The organism is Caproiciproducens sp. MSJ-32 (assembly GCF_018918055.1).
Taxonomy (GTDB): Bacteria; Bacillota; Clostridia; order Clostridiales; family Clostridiaceae; genus Clostridium.
In genome coordinates, this window is record NZ_JAHLPS010000040.1 from 1 (window position 1) to 20,581 (window position 20,581).

The following is a 20,581-nucleotide window of genomic DNA, read 5'->3' on the forward strand; positions in this document are numbered from 1 at the left end:
TACAAACCTCGCGTACATCTTCAGTTGAAGACTTTAAGTCAAGTATTTTTTTATTTATAGTTCTTAATTCTTCTAAAGTTTCTGTTGGTAAAGCTTTTAAGAGATCTCTACATACTTTTTCACTGGGTAATTTATCTACACCTTTAAACTTTTTATATCCTTCATCATTTCTTAATGTTTCAATGTGCATAAATCTTGAGAAACCAAGAATATTTGCATCAATCATGTATTCTATAATTTCTGCAGTATTAAAAGTAGAATTAGCGGCCTTCTTATAGGTTACGCCTTTTTCTAAAATAGTTGGTAATCCTATTATTTGTTTAAAGGATTCCACATAAGAAAAAGTTGCTACAGAAGAAACTTTCGTATCATTAAATTTTGCTTTCATGTTCAAAAATCTAATTTTCTTCTTTAAATTTTTTTGATTTTGTTGTAAACTATTCATAGAAATCACCCTTTTGTGTTTTGGTTTTGCAATTATATTTTAACACTTAAAAGAGATGATTTCTTTTAATTTTTTTGAACAAAAATTTCTTTAATTTCAATGCCTTTCGGCATTACTTGCCGAATCCAAGTTAATATAAATAATCTACTTCAGCATTTATTTTTATAATCTTATAGACACATTTTTTCTTAAAAAATAATTCATAAATAACCTAATAAGCATTCTTATCTCCAAACAGTACAAAGAAGGTTTTAAATATTAGTTTTAAATCTAATAGAAAGTTTCTATCTTCTACATACTGTAAATCTAATTTCATCCAATCTTCAAAATCAATATTATTTCTTCCAGATACCTACCAGTAGCATGTCAGTCCTGGTTTCACCTCAAGTCTTTGAAGCATCCAAGGCTCAAACTTTTCTACTTCCTTTGGAAGACTTGGCCTAGGCCCTACTAAACTCATATCCCCTTTTAAAACATTAATAAGCTGTGGCAGCTCATCTATACTAGTTTTTCTTATAAACTTACCTACTTTAGTAACTCTAGGATCATCCTTCATTTTAAACATTGGTCCAGACATTTCATTTTGCGCTGCTAATTTTACTTTTAATTCTTCAGCATTTTTAACCATTGAACGGAACTTATACATTTTAAATTCCTTACCATTTAAACCAATGCGAGTTTGTGAAAATATAACTTCACCCTCTGATTCTAGTTTTATTAAAATAGATACTATTAAAAAAATTGGACTTAATAATATTAATCCAAGCAAGGCTGCAACAAAATCTAAGACTCTTTTTGAGGCTTCATAAATATTATTTTGCTTCTTACTAACTTGGACAATTTCCTGTTCTTCAATTTGAAGTCTTTCCATTACCATCCCCCCAATCTTATATAGTGCATAATTCCCAATTCACTATTTTATTGCTTCAGTATATTTGGCTCTTTTAGCCAAATATACTGAAGATACCCTTCTTTTCTTTAATTAAGCTTCCCCTAAACTTAACTTCTTCATTTTCTAAAATTGCTTCTCCGCTTTTATTTAAATATCTTAAATAATCAGCATCTAGTTTTTCTATTATTTTTATTCCTTCTTTCATATTGGTAGTTCTTTTTTCATCCCTATGTCCATCAGAACCTATAGCAGAATAAATCTTATTTTTTAAATAGCTTTCAGCAAGCTTTTTAACCTCTGTTCCAAAGTGACCTAACAAACTTCCTATATTTAACTGGAAAAGAAAGCCTTCTTTTATAAAATCATTTATTAAAGAAGGCTTTTTAATAAATTTAATATATCTTTCAGGATGAGCTATTATTGGTACAATTCCCTTTAACTGTAATTCATATAGGTTTTCTAAAACCTCTGTAGAAGAAAAACTTCTCATATCAAATTCAATTAACATATATCTAGAATTATTTATTGTTCCAATATACCCCTTTTCATAATTTTCAAGAATATTATTTGTATAATAAACTTCTTGACCTATATAAGTTTCAATATCTAAACCTTCTTCCAAAATCAACTTTTTAAGATCAATTTGTCTTTTTTTTATTTCATCTAAAGTGTATTCATAATAACCAGGCATATAATGGGGAGTACACACTATTTTATTAGTACCTCCCTCTATAGCCAAATTTAACATATTTAAAGTCATTTCCCTAGATTTTGAACCATCGTCTACTCCCCAAAGAATATGAGAATGTAAATCAACCATAACTAAAAAACCTCCGGTTTTTTCAGTTCACAGTTCACAGTTAATAAATAAACTCTTGCAGAGTTTAATACATTTTATAATCCAGGTACTCTGAATTATTTTAACAACTGTACACTGCGTACTGTGCATTGTGCACTGACTTAATTATTTTTCTCCATAATAGTAGTAGTATTTATTCCTTCCGCTTTCTATTCCGTTTAAAACTGTACCTATTATATTTGCATTAACCTTCTTTAAAAGGCCTAAGGCATTTTGAACAGAGTCTTTTTTAGTTTTTTCTGCCCTTATAACTAAAATCGTTCCATCAGCCTTTGTGGATAATATTTGAGAATCTGTTACAGCTTGTACAGGTGGTGTATCTAAAATTATATAATCAAAAACATTTTTTAATTCTTTTAATAAATTGCTCATTGCCTTAGATGAAAGCATTTCTGATGGGTTTGGCGGAAGTTTTCCTGAAGTTAAAACTACTAAATTTTCATTGTATCTATGAAGAGCAGTTTTTAAATCTTCCTTTCCAATTAATACATCGGAAAGACCTACAAGATTGGAAATTTTAAACTTTTTATGTAAGGATGGCTTTCTTAAATCGCAATCTATAAGTAAAACCCTTTTTCCATCTTGAGCAAAGGATAAGGCTAAATTTCCAGCTATTGTGGATTTACCTTCTCCAGTTTCTGAACTTGTAACCATTATAATTTTATATTCCTTATCAAAGGATGAATATTGTATATTTGTTCTTAAGGTTCTATAACTTTCAGCAGCTATAGATTTTGGATCTTTCTCTAAAATAAACATTACTTATCCTCCTTTACTTGAGGTATTGTTCCTATTACAGGTATATCTAATTCTCTTTCTATCTGTTCATTAGTTTTAAAGGTATTATCTAGGAATTCTAATAATAGTGCTAGACCTACACTAACCATTAAGCCAAGGACAAAAGCTATAGCAATATTCATTTTCTTATTTGGGCTTACAGGTTTATCTGGAACTTCTACACTTTCTATTATTTGAATATTCCCATTAGGAACTAATTTTTTTGATGTTTTTATAAATTCATCTGTTACTTTTTTTATTATTGTAGCCGCTTCATTTGGATCAATACTTTTATATTTAACTTCTAGTATTTGAGTGTCTGCAAGGGAAGTTACTGTTAAGTTTTCTAATACACTCTTAGTATCAACTTCTAAATTTGAACTTCCTAAGGCTTTTTCAACTAAATCTTTAGTTTTAATGGTTTCAGTATATGTCTTCATAAGTTTTTGATACATTATTACATCATTTTGATTGTAACCTTGACTTTCTGCCTCTTCCTTACCAATAAAAAGCTTAGTACTTGCTTCATATTTAGGTTTTATTAGAAAAAAGCTTATAGCTGCTGATATTATTGTTGCTGCTAATGTTATTGACACAATCATAAACCATCTCTTCTTTAGAGCATCAAATATCTCATCTAATCTTATTTCTTGTTCTTCCAATTTTAAATCCTCCTAACCAATAATATTTTGTATTACCGGCATATTATATCATTAAATATACTAGCTTTTCACCTTTTAATTTAATTTTCAACAAAAATTTATATTTTTTATAGTAATAGATAAAAATTAATAAAATTTATTAATTTTTTCTTAAGACAAAAAAATTATAACATATTTCATTAACTTTTCTATAATTTATTCCAAAAAACTTTTTTGCAATTTCTGATTAAATTCGATAAATTCGACATTCATGTCAAGTTGTTTTTTATCTTTATTTAATTTTCTATACATATTTTTAATTATTCCAAAGATAAGCGAAGAAAAAGGTTATGTTTTACACTTTTTATCTGCATAATTTTTCTTTATATTTTTGTATATCGAATTTGCAAAAAAACTCACGCAAATTTCCAGGATATAGCTTTATATCAATATCCTTAACTTGTAAATAATTAGTTTATTTTCTTAGTTTTACTAACAAAAATCTTCTTTATATTAGTATCTTTTAGCTTATCTTTAATTTCTTTTTTAATTCTAAAAGAAAAATTTTACAAACTCTTTCTTGTTTATGTAGTATTTTGTAGTAATTTTTCTTACGATTTTTAATTAATTTCTTATAAAAAATCTATCAAAATGTATATTTATTAATTGAAATGTTTTTATAATGAGGGGGGAAGTTATATGCGAGAGCTATTAATTTCAGCAAAGAATGGAGACAATAATGCTAAAGAAAAAATAATAAAAATGTATTACCCACTTATTGTTAAGGAAGCAAAGAATATTTTTATCAATGGTAGAAGCTTTGAGGATCTTATACAAATTGGAATTGTCAATTTACTTAATGCAATAAATAAATTTGATATAAATAAAAATGTTAGCAGCTTTAGCTCCTATGCCCTATGGTCTATAAAAAACGGCTTTAGGTATTTATGCAGAAGCGAGATAAGATATAATGATGAGCTGAGTTTAAATAAACCAAATGATGATGGCCTTGAACTAGAAGAAAGCATTATAGATGATAAGACTAATGTAGAAACAACTGTTTTACAGGATATTATTTATGAAAACTTATATCTAGCTTTAGAAAAACTAGATAATGAAGAAAAAGAATTAATTGAATTTTTATTTATAAAAAATGAAAGACCTAATCTTACGAAATACTGTAAGGAATACAATAAGGATTACTATTATGCAAGCTGCCTTAAAAAAAGAGCACTTAAAAAGCTAAATAACTTTTTAATTAACATCCTCCAATGAAATCTAAGTCTTTTGAGTTTTCTCCTAATAGTATTCAACTATATAGATTTAGTATAAAAAATAATAAGTACCTAATAATAGTTTACAAATCATTATTAGGCACTTATTTTTTTATTTAATATTATTAATTATCATTCCTTAACTCTTAGCTACTCCTTCCCCAACTTTTATCTCTATCTTTTGTAAGACTTTCTTCTTAAAATAAACTACCTGATGATATTTAAGACCTTTTTCTTTCGCATATTCTTTTAGAGACTTCTCTTCTATAAATAATTCTCTTATAAATTCCTTTTCCTCATTTGCCATTTTATTTATTAAGTTAATTAGTTTTTCCCTTCTTTCCTTTTTTATTATTTCTTCCTCCAGCTCTACATTTTTATCTTCTATATTTTTTATTTCAGAATTTTCTTTTGTTTCTCTATTCCCTTTATTATAGCTAATTATTTCTTTTGATTTTTTTATTTCCTTATATATAGAATTTTGTACAGTTCTTTTTACATACAAAGGAAAGGAATTGCTTTTTTCTAAATCAAATCTTTTAATTGCTTTTAATGTTGCCATATAGGCTAGTTGTTTAATATCTCCTTGTTCATAGCCATTAATATAATATTGCTTTGAAGATTTCTTTATAAGGGGTTCAAATTTATTAAGTAGTTTTTCCATTGATACTTTGTCCCCCTGTTTTGCTTTGATTAATAGTTCTTTCATAAATTCGTCTCCCCCTTCAGCTTTTATATTTTTATTATAGCAAACATACGTTCTATATTCCATATTTTTCATTATTCATTTTTCTACAATAATCGTGCTTCCCTACTATTTTTCATTTTATTGGTTTATAAAAGAATGTATTTATCTGCTAAGTATTATGCTGACCTTATTGGAATTAATACTCCAATTATTGCCTCTAATGGTGCCTTTATTAAAAATGGCTATAATGATAAAGCAATCCTAAGTTATGAAGGTAATATTTTAAAGGCTGGAGTTATTGAAAACTCTGAAAATGACCTTTCAATGATAAATTATGCAGGCATTGGGGTTGCCATGGGAAACGGTCTTGATATAGTTAAGGAAGCTGCTGACTTTATTACAGATACAAATGATAACAGCGGAGTAGGAAAGGCTATTAAGCATTTTGTGCTTGATTGTAATGAATAATTAACAAGGCAAAATCCTTAAATTAAGGATTTTGCCAAAAAAACACCTATTTACTAAAAACTAATTTCAGATCTTATATTAATTATATAATTGCTTATAAATTATAATCTATTTATAAAAGTCAAAATTTCATCTTTGCTTTTAGCCGAAATTATTCTATATAGATTTTCTTCCTTATCAAAAAGAGACATAATTTCCTTTATTATTTCAATATGATTTTTATTATGATTTGCTGCCAAGGTTATGAAAATCCTAACATTCTTATGTTCTCCTAAACTTATTCCTTTTTTAAAAGTAGTAATAGTTATTCCATAATTATTTACATTTTCCTTAGGTTTTGAATGAGGAATTGCTACTAAATCATCAACTACAATATAAGGGCCAAAATTCTTAACATTCTCAATAATATCCTCAATATAATTTTTATTAATAATCTTATGTTTAATAAGTGGATAAGCAGATTTCCTAATTGCATCTATCCAATTATCAGCTTCTAAATTAATTTGAATAAAGTCTTTATTTAAAAAATTCTTTAAATAACCTTCTTTAATTTCCATTCCCTTAATAAAATTATTAAGTTTATAAATAAGATTTTCCCTATTTATAATTACACAATTCTCTTCTACTATTTTTAAAATTTCCTCAATAGAATCTAACTCATTATTTTCTTTAATTAAAAGCTTATTTTTTAATAAATTCATATCTTCTTTTGTTATAATAGGATTTACCTTTATTACTTCTATATTAAAAACCCTCTCTAAATCTAATGAAGTTATAATAAAATCTATTTTTTCCTTTTTAATATATTTATTTAAATTATGAATAGAAGTTAGAGCCACAATATTTACTTCAAAATTTCTTCTTATTTTGCTTTCAATCAGTCTTCCTGTAGCAAATCCTCCTTCACAAACTATTATAATATTTTTAACTTCCTTTTCTTCTTCCACTAAGTTTTGAAAAGCAGCTCTAATATAGATCACTATATAACCAATTTCATCATCTGAAATTGGTGTATTATATTTTTCCTCAATAAACTCACAGGCTTTTTTACAAGCAATAAAATCTTCATTATAATTAGATTTTATAGTTTCTAAAATTGGATTTTGACTTTGAATATTATATCTAAGTCTAAAAATTAAACTTTTTATATGAATTACAAAATTTTCATAGAGAACATTATCCATTTTAAAATTTTCTTTTAGTTTTAATTTAAAATAATCTATTATTTTTCCTGCAATTGAACAAGCTTCAAAATAATCCTGGGAAGCAAAAGCATTCTTATCATTTTTACTTCCAGCCAAAATAATACTTGTTATCATATTAATGTCATGCTCTTTAACCTTAATGTTAAACTTATCTTCTATTTTCCTTATTAATGAATAGGCAAAGTTATATTCTCTTTTATATTTCTTATTAAAATCTTTATCTTCGAAAGTATTAAATTCTTCACAAAAACTTCCCCTGCTAATGATAACAAAAATAGTTATTACAAGGTTCATAAAATCTTCTTCAGAAAAAACTCCTAATTCTTCTTCAATTTCATGAACTAATTGCTTAATATAAGATAAATTTTCAGAACTTATATTAAACTTATCTATATTTTTAATATTATTTTCATTATTATAAAGCTTTTCTAAAGTATTAATAATATTATATTTATTATTATCCTTAAGCAGACTGCTCATAGCCCTTCTAATAGAAGCTTCACTGCCCTCTAAAATAAAGCCCTTATTTGATATCTTAACTATTTTTAAATTAAAATTTTTTAAGTATTCCTTAACCTTTCTTATGTCCGAACTTATTGTAGTCTTACTAACTCTAAGCTTATCCATTAAATCAGAATAGCTACACTCTTTATTAGAACTTAATATTTCATAAATTAAAATATTTAATCTTTCTTCATTAGAAAAAATATATTTATTTTCATTAAATTCTTTTATTAACTTATTAAGTCTAATCTTTTCTTCCTCAGATATTATAAATTTTAAAGGAGAATTAGGCTTTTTATCTATCTGCTTAAAATTATTTTCTTTAAGAAAAAAATTAATTTCATCAATATCATATCTAATCATTCTCTTAGATACATTGAATCTTTCTGCCAGATCTGTAGCTGAAATTTCTTTTTCATTAATAATATTTTCTAAAATTTCTAAACACCTTAAATTCAAAATAATCCTCCTACAACAACTTAAAGCAAGGCTAAAAAGCCTTGCACTAAGTTAACTATTATTAAAGAGATTCATCATAATGATTATTTATAACAGTAGATTTGGTTTTTATGAAATTCGGAATTGCTACCACTAAGATTAAAACTATAATCAAAGCTATAACTCCAAAGGAATCTATAAATTCATAAAGTTTTCCAATTAAAATTCCAATTACAGCAAAGTCAAAGTCTCCAAAAGTTGTATTTTCAAAACCTAGATTTCCTAGTACAGGTAATAGTAATGCTGGCAAGAAGCTTATTAAAAGTCCATTAACAAAAGCTCCTACTACGGCTCCCTTCTTTCCTCCAGTTGCATTACCATAAATACCTGCTGTAGCTCCACAGAAGAAATGCGGAACCATTCCTGGTATAATTAAAACTCCTCCTAATAGTCCAAGAATTATCATTCCAATTACTCCACCAATAAAGCTTGAAACAAAACCAATTACTACTGCTGTTGGAGCATAAGTGAAAAATACTGCACAGTCTACAGCTGGAACTGCATTTGGGATTATCTTTGTTGCAATTCCTTGGAATGCTGGAAGTAGATCTCCTAAAATCATTCTAACACCGGAATAAACAACAGCTACACCAACTGCAAATTTCATTGCAGACATAAGAGCAAATAAAATCATATTTTGACCATCAGTTAAAGCGGCAACAAAGTCTGCCCCTGCAGCAATAGCAGCAATCAAATAGAATACCATCATTGTAAGAGCTGTAGAAATTGTTGTATCTCTTAGGAAACTCCACTTTTCAGGAATTTCAATTTTTTCTGTACTATTTTCTGCCTTGCCAACTTTAGAACCAATCCAAGCTGAAATATAATATCCTAAACTTCCAAAGTGTCCCATTGCTACTTCATCGCCATCAGTAACCTTTAAAGTATATTTTTGTCCAACAGCTGGGAGTATTGCACTAACAAGACCTAAGAAGGATCCACCAATTGCAATTAAAACTCCCCCCTCAAAACCAGCTGTTTGAAGTACTGCTGATAAAAGACAAGCCATGAAGAAACTATGATGACCAGTCAAAAATATATATTTATACTTAGTAAATCTAGCAACAACAAGATTTACTATAAGACCTGCAATTAGAATTGACATAGTTTCTACTCCAAGAACCTTCTGAGCTACTGAAACTATTGCCTCGTTGTTTGGAACAACTCCTGTAATATTAAATCCTTCTTGAATCATTTCTCCAAGAGGACTTAAATTTGAAATAATAACATCAGCACCTGCACTAAGCATTAAATAACCAAGAATAGGTTTTAATGTTCCTGTTAAAACCTTATTAGCTGGTTTTCTTAAAGCTATAAGACCTATAAATGACATGATACCCATTAATAATGCCGGTTGATTTAAAACGTCTTTTAGAAAACTTAAAATAGACTCCATAAATTCCCTCCCCTAAAAAAATTAATTTAATTCAATACTTTTCGTTCTTATCGCTTCTAATACATCTTCTGTAATCTTCTTTTTATTGATATAGCTTCTAACTATCAGGGTTTTTTCTTTAGGGAAATGTGCTGCCAGTTCCTTAACAGTTACAAAAAGATCACACTCCTTTCCTGTTGCTGCTGCCAAATCACTTGATTCAACCTGAACCTTTATGCCTTGTTCTTCACAAATTTCTTGTATTTTCATCGCAAGCATTAAACTACTTCCAATTCCATTTCCACAGACAGTTATTATTTTCATTTTAAATTCCCCCTTAAAGCATTGATCCTTTATAAATTTCTAAGATAACTTCCTTTAACTCTTCCTTATTTTTTGAATTACTTACTTTTTCAAGCAAAGTTTCATCATCAAAAATTAAACTTAAATCCTTTAAAAAATCAATATGACATTTATTATCCTTTGAACAAATAGCAAACACTAAGGTTACTGGATCAAAATCTCCATTTCCAAAGATAACTGGTTTCTTTAACTTCACAATTGATAAGGAATTCTCTATTACTCCATCTTCCGGCCTTCCATGAGGCATTGCAATTCCCCTTGCCATAACAATATAAGCTCCCATTTCTTTTACTGTATTAACCATGGCTTCAATGTAATCTTTCTTTATTTTATTATTTTTAAGAAGAACTAACCCTGCTGCCCTAACAGCTTCTTCCCAGTTCTTAGCTTCAACATCTACTTCAACTAAATCTGAATTTAATAATTTTTCTATCATAATAACCCTCTATTCTAATATTGAAAATCCAAGACTCTTTGCATCTCTAAAGAAATCTTTAACAGTTTCAATAGAGTATTCTGTTAAATCCTTTCCTAATAAATTTATTTTATTTAAAAGATTATTTTGAAGAGTTATAATGTGACATCCAAGATTATCTGATTCAATTATGTTATAAAGTTCCCTGCAACTTGCCCAAAGAATTTCAACATTAGGATAATCTTTTGATAGCTTAACAGCTTCTTTTATTATACAAGCTGGATTAACTCCTGTATCAGCTATTCTTCCAGCAAAAATTGAGATTATTGTTTTGCTCTCTTTATTTATAACACCTAAAATATTTTTAACTTGATCAAAGGTGAAAACAGCAGTAATATTAAGTTTAATTCCCCTGTCAGATAGATCCTTTATAACTCTTCCATTAAAATTACCTTTAGTATCTATAACTGGAATTTTTACAAAAACGTTTTCTCCAAAAGAAGAAATTTCTAAAGCTTCCTTCATAATTGTTTCATAATCATCAGCAAATACCTCAAAAGAAATAGGCATATCTTTTATATTTTCTAAAACTTTTTTCGCAAAACTTCTATAATCTGAAACTCCTGCAATTTTCATTAGAGATGGATTAGTTGTAAATCCACTTACTATTCCTTTTTTATACTGCTTTAATATTGAATTTATATCTGCTCCATCCGCATAAATTTTAATTTTTAAATTCTCTATCATAATTTCTCTCCCCTTTCTTTAATTAAATAATAACAAAAAAAGTAATTTATAAGAATATCTAGTTATTTCCCTTTTATTAGGAAATAAAACAAAAAGGATTTTGGTAAATTCCAAAATCCTTTTTTATAATTCAATATTATAATTTATAAATCTTTTCTCTATTATTTACAACGTCCTTTGTAGCATTTCTTGTGTCATAAACAAGTTTTGCTCTTTCAACTATTTCTTCATATGGATAAGCTGAGTGAGCTGTTGTAATTACTACTATATCAGCAGCATCAATAACTTCTCTCCAATCAACTGAATGATAAGTTTTACCATTATGCTTAGCTACTTCGCAGTATGGATCGTTAACTATAACTTCTGCACCATTCTTTTCTAAAAGTTCTATTACCTTAAAGGATGGTGATTCTCTATAGTCATCTATATCATTTTTATATGCTAATCCCATAACTAAAACTTTTGAGCCATTTAATGCCTTCTTTTCCTTGTTTAGAACCTTCATAACATTTTCTAAAACAAAGTTTGGCATTGAATCATTTATTTCTCCTGAAGTTTCAATTAATCTTGTATGATAGTCATATTCCTTTGCCTTCCATTCTAAGTAGAAAGGATCTAGAGGAATACAGTGTCCTCCAATTCCTGGACCTGGATAGAATGCCATAAATCCATATGGCTTAGTTTTAGCAGCTTCTATAACTTCCCATACATCTATTCCCATTCTGTTACATAAAATAGCCATTTCATTAGCTAAAGCAATATTTATATTTCTGAAAGTATTTTCAAGAATCTTTTCCATTTCAGCTACTGCAGGTGAAGAAACTCTATGAATGCTTCCTTCTAATACATTTTCATATAGAGCAGCTGCTACTTCTGTACATTCTTCTGTACATCCACCAACAACCTTTGGTGTATTTTTTGTATTATACTCTTTATTACCTGGGTCAACTCTTTCTGGTGAGAATGCTAGGAAGAAGTCTTCTCCACATTTTAAGCCGCTTTCTCTTTCTAAAATTGGCTTTAATACTTCTTCAGTTGTTCCTGGATATGTTGTACTTTCTAATACAACTAACATTCCTCTGTGAAGATATTTTGCAACATCTGTAGTTGAATTAACCACATATGATAAATCTGGTTGCTTATATAGGTCAAGTGGTGTTGGAACACAAATACAAACTGTATCAACATCCTTTATAAAGCTAAAATCTGTTGTAGCTTTTAATATTCCTTTTTCAACTAGATCTTTTAATTCTTCATCAACAACATCACCAATGTAGTTTTCGCCTCTATTTACCATTTCAACCTTTTTAGCTTGAACATCAAAACCTATAGTTTGATATCCTGCCTTTGCTTTTTCAACAGCTAGAGGTAAACCTACATATCCTAATCCTACTACTCCCACTTTTGCAGTTTTATTTTTAATCTTTTCTAATAACTCATCTCTTAAAACTGACATGTTTTCACTCCCTTTATTCAGTTAAGCGTGCAATGTATTCAGTATAGTCCACTGTTTACAGTGCCTAATTATATTGTTAAAAATAATGTTTTATTATTTAAGTCTCTATTGTTGCTTACTTTTATTTTATTATTTAACTTTATTGTATCACTTTATCTTCCTTTTATTATTTCAAATTCCTTAAATTTTAATATTTCTTTCACTAATTTTAATAATCTTAGTTATTTTTTTAACATCAATATTATACACCATTAAGAAAAAAGTGAGAACAACTTTTTTCTGTTTGAAGTGCAGGTTATACAATAAAAATTAATGATGAAGAAGCTTCCTAATTCCTAAATATTGCTTTTCTCTAACTTTCACCATGCACAGATTTCATTTTATTATTTAAATGCTAAAACTGTAAATTATATTAAACTAAGTGTTTTAAAATATAATCAATTTGTTCCTTTGTTAATTCAGGATAAACCGGGATGGCAAAAGTTCTATGGGATAAATATTCTGCCACAGGCATATCTCCCTCTTTATATCCTAGATTTTTATATACCTTTTGAAGATGAAGAGGTACTGGATAGTAAACTCCTGTTGCTATTCCTGCCTTTGTTAATTTTTCAATTGTTTCCTCTCTATTTTCTGATTGAAGGATATACATATGATATACATGTTCCACCTCTTCTCTACAAGCTGGAGTTACATAGCTTGAATTTTGTAAAGCCTTGTTATATATTTCCGCTATTTCCCTTCTCTTTGCATTCCAGTTATCTATTTCTTTTAACTTAACTCTTAATAGGGCTGCTTGAATTGCATCTAATCTTGTATTGTATCCAATTAGGTAATTATAGTATTTTAATGGATTATATACTGTATCATCTGCTCCTTCTGCAGTTTTAACTTCTTCAGTTACATTATTTAGAAGATTGTATGCTTTTTGACCGTTTTCACCACTTCCATGAGTTCTTAAAGCTCTTGCAATAATAGCTATATCATCATTATTAGTTACTATCATTCCACCGTCTCCAGCACAGCCTAAGTTCTTAGTTGGGAAAAATGAGAAACAAGCTACATCTCCTAAGGTACCAATATTTCTTCCCTTATATTTACCACCTATAGCTTGACAAGCATCCTCTAAAACTAAAAGATTATGCTTTTTGGCTATTGCATTTATTTCATCCATATCTGCTGCTTGACCGAATATATGAACTGGAACAATAGCCTTAGTTTTATTTGTTATTTTTTCTTCAATTTTTGTTACATCTATATTAAAGGTTTCTTTATCTACATCTACAAATACTGGAACTGCTCCAACTGCTGAAATTGCTTCTGCTGTTGCAAAGAAAGTAAAAGGTGTTGTTATTACTTCATCCCCTTCTTTAATTCCCATAGCTTTTAAGGCTAAAACTAAAGCATCAGTTCCATTTCCAACTGAAATTGCATGTTTTACTCCTACATAGTTTGCAAATTCCTTTTCAAATTCTATAACATTTTCTCCCATTATATATTTAGCTGAAGATAAAACTTCTAAAGCTGCCTTATTTAATTCTTCCTCTAAAGACTTGTATTGTGCTTTTAAATCTATCAAAGGTATATTCATTTTTATAATCTCCTTCTTCATTTATATTAAATAAAATCAATATTAATATTTTACCACATTTGCCTACTTATATAAACTTTTTTTAATTATCTACAAATTTGATAAAATTTAATCTTATTTCATTTTAAAAAGGAGCTTAAAAGCTCCTTTTTAAATTATAAGTTCATTATTTCCTTAATTGCCTTTACTGTTTCCTTTGCAACATATTCAGCATCTTCTAAAGAAAGAGTACTATATACTGGAAGAGTAATTTCATTTTCATATTGAGCATAAGCATTAGGATAATCTTCTATTTTATATCCTAAATTCTTATAAAGAGTTAACATTGGTAATGGCTTGTAGTGAACATTTGTTGATATTCCCTTTTCGGCAAGCTTCTTAATAAGCAAGTTTCTATCCTCTTCTTTAAAGCCCTTAACCCTATAAGTATATAAATGATAAGAACTTTCTGTTCCTTCATTATCATTATATAGAGGTATTATTGAGAAATCTTCTTTTTCTAAAACTCTTGTATATGTTTCAAAAATAGCCTTTCTTATTTTTAACATATCTTCATATCTTCTTAATTGAACTCTTCCTATGGCTGCATTAATATCTGTCATGTTACACTTAAATCCATCTGTAAGTATATCATATTCCCAAGCTCCTGCCTGCATTTTAGATAAGGCATCCTTTGATTGTCCATGTAGAGCTGTGTATTTAAATTCCTTATATAAATCTTCTTTTCCAGCAAAATTATTATCATTAAAAGTTATTGCGCCGCCTTCAGCTGTAGTAAGGTTTTTAACAGCATGGAATGAGAAGGAATGAAAATCACATTGTCCCCCTACCTTTTCTCCCTTATAGCTAGCACCAAAGGAATGGGCAGAATCAACTGAAATGATTATATCTTCCCTATTAAGTTCTTTTAAAATTCCCTTTATTCTATCATAATCTGCTGGATAACCTGCATAGTCTACTGGCATAATAACCTTTGTTTTATCTGTTATTAAAGTCTTTAACTTATCATAATCCATATAAAAAGAATCCTTTGCAACATCACACATTACAGGAAGAATTCCTCTATGAAGGGCTACACTTGCTGTTGCTGTATATGTATAAGGTGTAGTTATTATTTCGTCACCTTCTTTAATATCTAAAACCTTTAAGATAAGCTCCATTGCTGCTGTAGCACTGTTTAATGCAACTGCATGATTTACTTTACAATATTCTTTTATTTCTTCTTCAAACTTAGCTAAATTTGGACCTGATGTTATCCATCCTGATTTTAATACTTCTACTACTGCATTTATTTCTTCTTCTGTTATGTCTGGAGGAGAAAAAGGTATATTTTTTACTTTTTCCATGGTGTCAATCCTTTCATAATTTATTTTACTTAGTTTAAATTATAGTACTAAGGAAATCAAAGTCAATAGTTTAAAATTAATCGTAAGAAAAGATTAAAAATAAGATTAATATATAGTTTCTAAAACTAATAAGGCTTTAGATAGTTTTTTCAAATACTATCTAAAGCCCCCTCAAACTAACAGCTAGTCAACTCCAAACTCCAAACTCCAAACTCCTAACTCCAAACTCCAAACTCCTAACTGCTAACTCCTAACTGCTAACTGAATGAAACACTCCACACTGAGTTAATCACTCCAAACTCCTAACTCCTAACTCCTAACTGAATTCCACTCCACACTCCTAACTGAATTATATTTCTTCTTTTGGTTGGAATATAGTATTTTCTATTGGTCCTATAGTTTCTGGCGCAACCCCTTCTTTAAGGAATGTTACTTCTTGAATATCTAAACTCTCATTATAGCAAAGAGTATTTACAATAGAATAAACTTTAGCTCTAGCACCAGCAGAAGAATTTGAATTGTTATCATCAAAGAATTCACTGCTTAAATCTACATAAGCAACTCCATCTTTAACTTCAATTCCTAAAACTTTAGCATTATTATAACTAAAGTCACTATCTGAAATAGAATCTTGAACAATTTTCACTAAATCTATCTCTTCATATTCTTTTTGTACTATATCAAATCCATCTGCATTATCATTTGGAACATAAAAATCAATAGTAACTTTTTCTGTATTAGTCTTATCTGTTTCTTCTTTATTTTCACCATTATTTGAATTATTTGTAACAGTTTCTGTATTTGCTTTTTTTCCACCTGCTTCTGTTTTTTCTATGCTGCTTGCACAGGAAACAAATAATAATGTAGCTAATGATAAAACTGTTATTAGGACTTTCTTTTTCATATAATCACTCCTTAATATTTAGGCCTATTATTAATTTCTACTTAATAATTCTTTTAAATTTTGAACTGCCACAGAAGACACTTGCCCTCCTACTTGAATTATTTTATTTGCAGTTCTATTAGCTAATATTGCCTTTTGGTTATCTGTTAATGTATAATTTGCTAATATTACTGGTGAATTGTTAATTGCAGCAACTGGTCCTGAAGTTAAAGCATCTGCTAAAGGTAATCCCTTTGTTATATATGCTCTATCAAATACATCTCCATAAAATCTTTCAACCACCTTAGCATTAGTTTCATATCTATTTGCTCCGCCTAATCTATTAGCAGCTATATTTTGTACTGTTATTCCATTTAAAGTATTTAGAACAGCATCACTCACTACTGTTGTTCCACCAATAATAAAGGCATTATTTAAGCTTTCTGATTTAAGCCAATTATATACATTATCTGTAACATAGTCTTTTCTAACTAATATTATTGGCATCTTATCTCTACCTGATACTGGTGCAATTGATAAAGCGTCTGCCTCACCCAATCCATATGCAACAGTTATATTTTCAACATCATACATATTTTGATCTATGTATTTTGCTACTTCAAGAGCAGTTTCATATCTATCTGCCCCACCTAGTCTAGTTATTTTTGAAATTCCTAAACTAAATAATTGACTTTCTATTGCTTTTGGAACAACTGTAGTTCCTCCAACTATTATTGCATTTTTAGCTCCAAGCCTTTTTATTTCATTTTTTATAGCATCATTAATTTGATACTTATCTACAAGTAATAATGGAGCTTTATAATATGTTGCAACTGGAGTTGCCGCTAATCCATCTGCTATGGCTAATCCATTTGATATTACTACTGTATCTGCTGAATTAAATGAGCTTTGACTTAATTGAGCAGCTGTTTCATATCTATTTGCTCCAAATTTTACTTCAACTTGCGGCTCATATTTACCAATAAAACTTATATTGCTCGCTAGAATATATCCCTTTGACCAATCATAACTTCCATCTCCACCCCAAGCTATAGGATTTGATCTTTCTGGTTGTATTTCATAATATTCTTGTCCATTAATCACTACTTTTTGTAGGTTTGTTATTACAAATTTAGAACCACTTGTTATATTATATAAAAGTGTTCCGTCATTTTTTATTACTGAATTATTTGCAGTTGACATACCTATTTGATATATATTTGTATCTCTTAAGTTTGCATTACCACCTGATAAATATTTATCTATTTGGTAGGAATAACTTGCAGCTTTTTCTCCCCAAAATGGGTCTGATGCATATTTTACATTCATACCATTACCTTTATTTCCAAGAAAACCTCCAGCATATCTGTACGGATGAGAAGGATCTGCATATCCCCTTGATACATAGTTCTTAGCAAAATCTATAATAGAATCTTGAGGTGTTGCAAAAATTTCACCTGAATCCTCATGAGAATCATAAGCTTTTAATCCAAATAGATTATTCTTTTGTAGAGCTTTTGCAGATGTTCCTCTTGCAGATTCGTTCATTGCAACTGCTAATGTTAATAAGGCATTAACTCCGTAAGAGTTTTCAGCATCTTTAAAAGCTTGTCCAAGTCCTCTTAATTTTGAGTTCCCTGGTGTATTATCATTAATATATCTATCTAATTCAGCAGCACTATAAACTGTTCTACTTCTAAAAGATAGGCTTTGATAATAGTTATAAAAAGGCCTGTTATTATTCACAGAACTTGTCCTAACACCAGCTCTATAATCATTAAGCAAAATATTTAGAACTGAAGGTATATTAGTAGAATTGAATTCATAAAAATAATTTCCATCGTAACTTAAATATTTTACTCCTTCTTTTAAATAATTTGGTGCTTTACCTAAAACTATTGATGCTCCACCTGAAGCTTCCAAGTTAGAACTTATATAATGAATAAGTTCTCCACTTCTTACTGTATAATAACTTGGGTTCTTTACTTGATCTGTTGATATTGTCTTGATTCCTGCTGCGGCATCATTGCTTATCCAGCCAACACATCCATTAATCATAACCTTAACTGAATTACCACTTATCTCTAATATAGGTGCATCTTCTATAGAGCCTATATTAGCATAGCTAATGGAATTCTCCGGTGCTCCTAAACTTGGTGTAGCATATAAATATACTGTTCCACTATCAGATTCTGAATTATTAACTACTTTTACTATTCTTCCAAATACATTTGTTGACGCTTGTACATTAAAACTTGGTAATATAGGTAATACCAATGATGCTATTAATATTGGTGCCACTATTTTCTTCATCTTCTTAAATGGCATCTTCCCACCCCCTTTATAAATAGCTTAACAATTCTACTAATTTTTTTCAAGATTTTACATAATTTTATTAGGAAAATTATTTTATTACAAAATAATTTATTAAAATGTAAATAAATGTTAACAAAAATAAAAGTACTTGAATAATTCTAAAAATTACTCAAGTACTAAATATTTTTTTATTCTTCGTTCTTTCCAATATCAGATAATACAAGACCTTTATTATGATCTAATGCCCAGCTAATTCCCCAGTCGCTTTGGAATATTAGTATGTTTCTATCCTTAAAGTCCTTAACCTTCTTTGTATCTGAAGTTAGGTTTAATGAATCCATGTCTATGTTTTCATTTTCTATCCATCTTACATATTTGTATGGTAGTACATCCATTTTTATATCAACATTATATTCACTCTTTAATCTATATTCTAAAACTTCAAATTGCAGTACCCCAACAACTCCAACTATTATTTCTTCCATTCCTATGAAAAGTTCTTTAAATACTTGTATTGCCCCTTCTTGTGCTATTTGAGTAACACCCTTTACGAATTGTTTTCTCTTCATTGAATCTACTGGTCTTACTCTAGCAAAGTGTTCTGGAGCAAAGGTTGGAATTCCTTCAAATTTAAATTTCTTCTTTGGTGAACATAAGGTATCTCCAATTGAAAATATACCTGGGTCAAATACACCTATTATGTCTCCTGCATAAGCCTCTTCAACTATTTCCCTATCTTGGGCCATAAATTGTTGTGGTTGGGCTAATCTTATCTTCTTTCCACCTTGTACATGGTAAACTTCCTCTCCTTTAGTGTATTTCCCTGAACAAATTCTCATAAAGGCAATTCTATCTCTATGAGCCTTATTCATATTTGCTTGAATTTTAAATACAAAGGCTGAAAATTCGTTATCAAAAGGATCAATTTTACCTATGTTTGAGTTTCTTGAAAGAGGTGCTGTTGTCATTTCTAAAAAGTGTTCTAGGAATGGTTCTACACCAAAGTTAGTTAAGGCTGATCCAAAGAATACTGGTGTTAACTCTCCCTTTGATACTTTTTCTAAATCTAATTCATCTCCAGCTATATCTAATAGTTCAATGTCTTCCATTAACTTATCGTGAAGAGCTTCACCTAAAAGTTCTTTAAACTTAGGATCATCTACTGCACCTTCTATAGCATCTACTTCTTTTTGTCCGTGATTTCCTGCTGAGAATACTATTATTCTGTTATTATCTCTTTCATATACACCTTTAAATTCTTTTCCTGAACCTATTGGCCAGTTCATTGGATAAGTTTTTATTCCAAGTTCATTTTCTATTTCTTCTAATAATTCAAATGGATCTCTTATTTCTCTATCCATCTTATTTATAAAAGTGAAAATCGGCATTTCTCTTAATGATGCAACATGGAATAGCTTTCTTGTTTGTGATTCTATACCTTTTGCACCATCTACTACCATAACAGCACTATCTGCAGCCATTAAAGTTCTATATGTATCTTCAGAGAAATCTTGGTGACCTGGTGTATCTAATATGTTAATGCAGTGATTATTGTAATTAAATTGCATAACTGAAGAAGTAACTGAAATACCTCTTTGCTTTTCTATTTCCATCCAGTCTGATACTGCATGAGTAGAAGCCTTTCTAGCTTTAACTGATCCTGCTAATCTTATTGCTCCCCCATATAATAAGAACTTTTCTGTTAAAGTTGTTTTACCTGCATCAGGGTGAGATATGATAGCAAAGGTTCTTCTTTTTTCTATTTCTTTAATAAAATCTGACAAAAGTGCTGCCTCCTTAAATTCATTTTATATGTAAATTTATTAATTGTATATCTC

16 protein-coding genes and 3 pseudogenes are annotated in these 20,581 nt (G+C 28.9%); 2 read left to right on the forward strand and 17 right to left on the reverse strand.

Annotation, left to right across the window (positions count from 1 at the left end; translation table 11 throughout):
- The 5 genes and pseudogenes from KQI16_RS04890 to KQI16_RS04915 all read right to left on the reverse strand — a co-directional run.
- Positions 1–445, reverse strand: a pseudogene (locus KQI16_RS04890) (hypothetical protein); the annotation flags it as partial.
- Positions 446–656: 211 nt separating this feature from the next.
- Positions 657–1,316 (reverse strand): annotated as a pseudogene (locus KQI16_RS04900) (sugar transferase).
- A gap of 73 nt (positions 1,317–1,389) precedes the next feature.
- Complete coding sequence (locus tag KQI16_RS04905; protein ID WP_216432584.1) at positions 1,390–2,157, reverse strand: tyrosine-protein phosphatase; 768 nt, start codon at positions 2,155–2,157, stop codon at positions 1,390–1,392.
- Positions 2,158–2,301: 144 nt separating this feature from the next.
- Positions 2,302–2,955 (reverse strand): CpsD/CapB family tyrosine-protein kinase, encoded by a 654-nt coding sequence (locus KQI16_RS04910; protein WP_216432585.1) that lies wholly within the window; start codon positions 2,953–2,955, stop codon positions 2,302–2,304.
- Entirely contained in the window at positions 2,955–3,635 is a 681-nt protein-coding gene (locus tag KQI16_RS04915) for a YveK family protein (protein ID WP_216432586.1), read from the reverse strand. Before KQI16_RS04915 ends, KQI16_RS04910 begins: the two co-directional genes overlap by 1 nt.
- A 678-nt stretch (positions 3,636–4,313) precedes the next feature.
- Here KQI16_RS04915 and KQI16_RS04920 point away from each other — a divergent pair.
- Positions 4,314–4,889, forward strand: coding sequence for a sigma-70 family RNA polymerase sigma factor (locus tag KQI16_RS04920; protein ID WP_216432587.1), 576 nt, complete (start codon positions 4,314–4,316; stop codon positions 4,887–4,889).
- A 138-nt stretch (positions 4,890–5,027) separates the two neighbouring features.
- Here the strand turns inward: KQI16_RS04920 and KQI16_RS04925 are convergent, their stop codons facing one another.
- Positions 5,028–5,597 (reverse strand): sigma-70 family RNA polymerase sigma factor, encoded by a 570-nt coding sequence (locus KQI16_RS04925; protein WP_216432588.1) that lies wholly within the window; start codon positions 5,595–5,597, stop codon positions 5,028–5,030.
- 282 nt (positions 5,598–5,879) lie between these two features.
- Between KQI16_RS04925 and KQI16_RS12910 the strand changes: the two are divergent.
- A pseudogene (locus KQI16_RS12910) lies at positions 5,880–6,044 on the forward strand (HAD hydrolase family protein); the annotation flags it as partial.
- Positions 6,045–6,145: 101 nt separating this feature from the next.
- On the opposite strand, the gene KQI16_RS04935 reads toward KQI16_RS12910, so the two are convergent.
- From KQI16_RS04935 to KQI16_RS04985, 11 genes are all read right to left on the reverse strand, one after another.
- Complete coding sequence (locus KQI16_RS04935) at positions 6,146–8,212, reverse strand: BglG family transcription antiterminator (RefSeq protein WP_216432590.1); 2,067 nt, start codon at positions 8,210–8,212, stop codon at positions 6,146–6,148.
- A gap of 61 nt (positions 8,213–8,273) precedes the next feature.
- Positions 8,274–9,647 (reverse strand): PTS ascorbate transporter subunit IIC, encoded by a 1,374-nt coding sequence (locus tag KQI16_RS04940; RefSeq protein ID WP_216432591.1) that lies wholly within the window; start codon positions 9,645–9,647, stop codon positions 8,274–8,276.
- Between the two features lie 21 nt (positions 9,648–9,668).
- On the reverse strand, positions 9,669–9,950 hold the full coding sequence (locus tag KQI16_RS04945) for a PTS sugar transporter subunit IIB (protein WP_216432592.1): 282 nt from the start codon (positions 9,948–9,950) through the stop codon (positions 9,669–9,671).
- 13 nt (positions 9,951–9,963) lie between these two features.
- Entirely contained in the window at positions 9,964–10,425 is a 462-nt protein-coding gene (locus KQI16_RS04950) for a PTS sugar transporter subunit IIA (RefSeq protein ID WP_216432593.1), read from the reverse strand.
- A gap of 9 nt (positions 10,426–10,434) precedes the next feature.
- Complete coding sequence (locus tag KQI16_RS04955; RefSeq protein ID WP_286172884.1) at positions 10,435–11,151, reverse strand: transaldolase; 717 nt, start codon at positions 11,149–11,151, stop codon at positions 10,435–10,437.
- A 136-nt stretch (positions 11,152–11,287) separates the two neighbouring features.
- Positions 11,288–12,607, reverse strand: a complete 1,320-nt coding sequence (locus KQI16_RS04960; protein ID WP_216432594.1) for a nucleotide sugar dehydrogenase — start codon at positions 12,605–12,607, stop codon at positions 11,288–11,290.
- 412 nt (positions 12,608–13,019) lie between these two features.
- Positions 13,020–14,198: a DegT/DnrJ/EryC1/StrS family aminotransferase gene (locus KQI16_RS04965; protein WP_216432595.1), complete on the reverse strand. Its 1,179-nt coding sequence runs from the start codon at positions 14,196–14,198 to the stop codon at positions 13,020–13,022.
- A gap of 155 nt (positions 14,199–14,353) precedes the next feature.
- Complete coding sequence (locus tag KQI16_RS04970; protein WP_216432596.1) at positions 14,354–15,544, reverse strand: DegT/DnrJ/EryC1/StrS family aminotransferase; 1,191 nt, start codon at positions 15,542–15,544, stop codon at positions 14,354–14,356.
- Positions 15,545–15,893: 349 nt separating this feature from the next.
- Complete coding sequence (locus tag KQI16_RS04975; RefSeq protein ID WP_216432597.1) at positions 15,894–16,448, reverse strand: GerMN domain-containing protein; 555 nt, start codon at positions 16,446–16,448, stop codon at positions 15,894–15,896.
- Positions 16,449–16,478: 30 nt separating this feature from the next.
- Positions 16,479–18,755 (reverse strand): cell wall-binding repeat-containing protein, encoded by a 2,277-nt coding sequence (locus KQI16_RS04980; protein ID WP_216432598.1) that lies wholly within the window; start codon positions 18,753–18,755, stop codon positions 16,479–16,481.
- Between the two features lie 176 nt (positions 18,756–18,931).
- Positions 18,932–20,527 carry a peptide chain release factor 3 gene (locus KQI16_RS04985; protein WP_216432599.1) on the reverse strand — a complete coding sequence of 532 codons (1,596 nt, stop codon included), beginning with the start codon at positions 20,525–20,527 and terminating at the stop codon, positions 18,932–18,934.
- Between the last annotated feature and the right edge of the window lie 54 nt (positions 20,528–20,581).

Bases quoted from the DNA above. Each gene is read 5' to 3' on its own strand.
- KQI16_RS04905 (WP_216432584.1), bottom strand. From the start codon at position 2,157: ATGGTTGATTTACATTCTCATATTCTTTGGGGAGTAGACGATGGTTCA.
- KQI16_RS04910 (WP_216432585.1), bottom strand. From the start codon at position 2,955: ATGTTTATTTTAGAGAAAGATCCAAAATCTATAGCTGCTGAAAGTTAT.
- KQI16_RS04920 (WP_216432587.1), top strand. From the start codon at position 4,314: ATGCGAGAGCTATTAATTTCAGCAAAGAATGGAGACAATAATGCTAAA.
- KQI16_RS04925 (WP_216432588.1), bottom strand. From the start codon at position 5,597: ATGAAAGAACTATTAATCAAAGCAAAACAGGGGGACAAAGTATCAATG.
- KQI16_RS04940 (WP_216432591.1), bottom strand. From the start codon at position 9,647: ATGGAGTCTATTTTAAGTTTTCTAAAAGACGTTTTAAATCAACCGGCA.
- KQI16_RS04945 (WP_216432592.1), bottom strand. From the start codon at position 9,950: ATGAAAATAATAACTGTCTGTGGAAATGGAATTGGAAGTAGTTTAATG.
- KQI16_RS04950 (WP_216432593.1), bottom strand. From the start codon at position 10,425: ATGATAGAAAAATTATTAAATTCAGATTTAGTTGAAGTAGATGTTGAA.
- KQI16_RS04955 (WP_286172884.1), bottom strand. From the start codon at position 11,151: ATGATAGAGAATTTAAAAATTAAAATTTATGCGGATGGAGCAGATATA.
- KQI16_RS04960 (WP_216432594.1), bottom strand. From the start codon at position 12,607: ATGTCAGTTTTAAGAGATGAGTTATTAGAAAAGATTAAAAATAAAACT.
- KQI16_RS04965 (WP_216432595.1), bottom strand. From the start codon at position 14,198: ATGAATATACCTTTGATAGATTTAAAAGCACAATACAAGTCTTTAGAG.
- KQI16_RS04970 (WP_216432596.1), bottom strand. From the start codon at position 15,544: ATGGAAAAAGTAAAAAATATACCTTTTTCTCCTCCAGACATAACAGAA.
- KQI16_RS04975 (WP_216432597.1), bottom strand. From the start codon at position 16,448: ATGAAAAAGAAAGTCCTAATAACAGTTTTATCATTAGCTACATTATTA.
- KQI16_RS04980 (WP_216432598.1), bottom strand. From the start codon at position 18,755: ATGCCATTTAAGAAGATGAAGAAAATAGTGGCACCAATATTAATAGCA.